3 protein-coding genes and 1 pseudogene are annotated in these 3,282 nt (G+C 38.6%); 3 read left to right on the top strand and 1 reads right to left on the bottom strand.

The window, feature by feature from the left end; genetic code table 11:
- Positions 1-121: 121 nt before the first annotated feature.
- Positions 122-706: pseudogene (locus tag FTV30_RS15775) on the top strand (IS6 family transposase); the annotation flags it as partial.
- Positions 707-893: 187 nt separating this feature from the next.
- Here the strand turns inward: FTV30_RS15775 and FTV30_RS15770 are convergent.
- Positions 894-1,244 (bottom strand): hypothetical protein, encoded by a 351-nt coding sequence (locus FTV30_RS15770; protein ID WP_004282055.1) that lies wholly within the window; start codon positions 1,242-1,244, stop codon positions 894-896.
- A gap of 563 nt (positions 1,245-1,807) precedes the next feature.
- Here FTV30_RS15770 and FTV30_RS15765 point away from each other — a divergent pair.
- Both FTV30_RS15765 and FTV30_RS15760 read left to right on the top strand, forming a co-directional pair.
- Complete coding sequence (locus tag FTV30_RS15765; RefSeq protein WP_180001903.1) at positions 1,808-2,152, top strand: helix-turn-helix transcriptional regulator; 345 nt, start codon at positions 1,808-1,810, stop codon at positions 2,150-2,152.
- A 172-nt stretch (positions 2,153-2,324) separates the two neighbouring features.
- On the top strand, positions 2,325-3,008 hold the full coding sequence (locus FTV30_RS15760; protein WP_101235089.1) for a metallophosphoesterase: 684 nt from the start codon (positions 2,325-2,327) through the stop codon (positions 3,006-3,008).
- Positions 3,009-3,282: the final 274 nt, after the last annotated feature.

Below are 3,282 nucleotides of genomic sequence, written 5' to 3'. Positions count from 1 at the left end.
GGACAAGCATCGTCATTTTATTATGGTCAGCCTCAGGGTGAAGTGTGTCTAATCAACAGGGTTTTCGGTCTCTAAGTACTTTTTAAAGGGAACATCATCGACTCAAATCTCTATTTGCAACAGTGCCGATCACAGTACAATTTATCGTTGGGTTCAGCGTTATGCTCCAGAAATGGAAAAACGGTTACGCTGGTATTGGCGTAATCCTACAGATTTACATTCATGGCATATGGATGAGACTTATATCAAAGTGAAGGGGCGATGGACTTACCTGTATCGTGCAGTTGATCAACGGGGTCATACGATTGACTTTTACCTTTCCGCTAGACGGAACAGTAAATCAGCCTATAGTTTTCTAGGAAAGATCTTCAATACGGTGAAAAAATGGCAAATTCCACGGGTCATCAATACAGATAAAGCAGCGACCTATGGCCATGCTTTATCACGATTAAAGCGAGAAGGAAAATGTCCAGTAGATATTGAGCACAGGCAGATTAAGTATAAAAATAATGTCATTGAATGTGATCATGGTAAGTTAAAGCGAATCATCAGGGCCACATTAGGATTCAAATCTATGAAGACTGCTTATGCCACAATTAAAGGTATTGAAGTCATGCGTGCACTACGTAAAGGACAAGCATCGTCATTTTATTATGGTCAGCCTCAGGGTGAAGTGTGTCTAATCAACAGGGTTTTCGGTCTCTAAGCACTTTTTAAAGGGAACATCATCGACTCAAATCACTATTTGCAACAGTGCCAAGGCTAACCGAGTTATCCGAAGATTCACATCTAGATCATCAAAATGATGCAGTACTTTCACCAAGAGAATCCGAGCCAACTCGGTCGAGTAGCTCGGATTATGATGCCTACTTTTAAAGAGACACCCCCGCCGATCAGTAAACAGTCTTAGGGAACTTATGACGACGTGGGGTGGACTGAGTCCGTTTTACCCAATCTTCTGGATATTCTTGACTGTAAGAATCATGGTAATGACCTGACCAATATTCCTGATTGTCTTCATCTTGGCATTCGTGAACTTGAGAAAAGTTGTAGGTGCTCTGTTGAGCTACAGCATGTTGCTGAAGTATCTTTTCAGCTGTTTTTTCCGCCTGATCTAAAGCCATGAAAATATCGAGCAAGGCTTGGCGCTGTTGATGGTTCAGAACTTTAGCACCTTCGATAATCAGCTGTTTAGCGAGGTTTTTTGGCATGCATGGGTTTGCATCATTGAATTTAGTACGCATAGCAGTTTCCTAGATAAGAGTTTAATTATCTCCATCACTTCTCACGGTAATGGAGGCAACTTAACAGGGGTGAGAATACTGAATCTAGGATCAGCCAGCACGAAGCTGCCCTGCTAAGCTACCATAAGAACTGCTTAACAGTAGGCAAAAAAATAGCCGCAAGTGCGACATTTAATTGCACCTAGATTTTATCAGGTTCTCACACCTGAGCACAGATTTTGCTGTGTTGAAATAAGGTTATCCAGTAAAGAGCAGTGCGTCAAGGTCCTGATCAGTAGTTCTTATAAAAACTGAAAAATAAATAATCAAAGAATGTCAGGAGCTCAATTTATTTTATTATAAAAAAGAGAGGTTCAGTATGAGCCAATGGAGAAGATAAAAATGGCATGCTCCTCATTCTCAGTGTGTATCAGAAAGAATCTATATGGTATTAGGTACAGATATTTGCACATAACTGGCAATTAAAACAGGATATGTGCAATATTAGGACTTAACGACTTTAGGATTGACTAGATTTTTCTATGCCATAAGGTCATAAAATATCTAAATGTGAGTGATGAATAATGATGTATTCTGAAAATGACAGTCCAGTATATAGTGCATCAGTGTTGGGAGAGCGCTTAAAACGCATTCGATTAAATCGAGATATGACACAAGCTGAAGTTGCGAGTAAAGCATGGATCAGTCGAAGAACGGTGTTAAATGCTGAGAAAGGTAATGCGAAACTCTCGGATTTAATTGCAATTCTAGCTGCATTAAACATGATTAATAATTTCAATGTTTTAATACCTGAAGAGTCATTTTCACCTATACAGTTGCTTAAACTAAAAGGCAAAGTTCGCAAAAGAGCATCAGGTAATAACAAGCCACCTGTACTGCAACTGGCAAAACCAAAGTCAGATTGGTGACACACATTTCTGATACGGGACTTATTTAGTATTGAGATCATGTCTGAATGGGCTGACCAAAAGTAAAAATTCGTCTGGGGCTATTTTTGCGATCAAGGTTGGTTGAAGGTCTGTGGTTAGTTAAAATATTATTCATGCATAATGCTATTAATCAGTAGGATGATGCTCCCTCATGACAAATCATATCCAGATTATAGATGGATCATCTTTCAAATCGATCTTCGTAGTAGGCGACTTGCATGGTTCTTATCACTTGCTGATGAGCCATCTCAACGCTATCGATTTTGACTTTGATAAAGATTTGTTGATATGCACGGGTGACCTGGTTGATAAAGGCAAAGAAAATTTAGAATGTTTTTCATTGATTAAAAAACCATGGTTTCGAACCGTTCGTGGCAATCACGAAGAAATGTGTATTAAAAGTCTATTTGATTCAAAGCTTAGACATTTACATGAAAGAAATGGTGGTGAGTGGTTCTATCAGTTGTCATCACATCAGCAGCATAAAATTATCAAAAGCTTTGAAGATTTACCAATCGTTATCGAGCTTGAACTTCTAGATAAACGAATAGGAGTAGTTCATGCAGATATTGATATTCATGAATGGGGCGCTTTTAAAGCAGATATCATGCAAGGTGATTACAGGATTTCAGGAATGGTTTCAGCTTACACAAATGCACTATGGGGGCGTGGAAGAGTAAAGAACTATTCAGATAATTATGATGTTGTAGAGAACATAGATGCTATCTATTTGGGACATACGATCGTCAAGGAAATGACCCGGTTAGATAATTGCTATTACATTGATGTGGGTTCATCCTTTACTCAAAAGCTTTGTATAACAAAAATTAAGTGAATATTTTGCAAGACTGAATAGCTACTGATTTTATAGACACCTTTTAGTTAGATTTGGACTGCCACCACTCTCAGCTGTAACTAAGGGGGGTGAATCTCTACACCTATAAGTCTCAATTTTAAAAAAATTAAGGTTTTTCTATTAAAAACGGCTTTGTTGCACAAAGATTTGAAATGCAAAGCGCCCCTAATTGAGCCAAATTTAAGGCGTAACTTGGGTAAGTGGTCGACCTAATTCCGTAAATCTGTTGAGGACTGCTACACGTGCATGAATT

This window comes from Acinetobacter sp. YH12255, from assembly GCF_013417355.1.
Taxonomy (GTDB): Bacteria; Pseudomonadota; Gammaproteobacteria; order Pseudomonadales; family Moraxellaceae; genus Acinetobacter; species Acinetobacter pseudolwoffii.
This window is presented reverse-complemented; position numbering and strand designations above follow the sequence as displayed.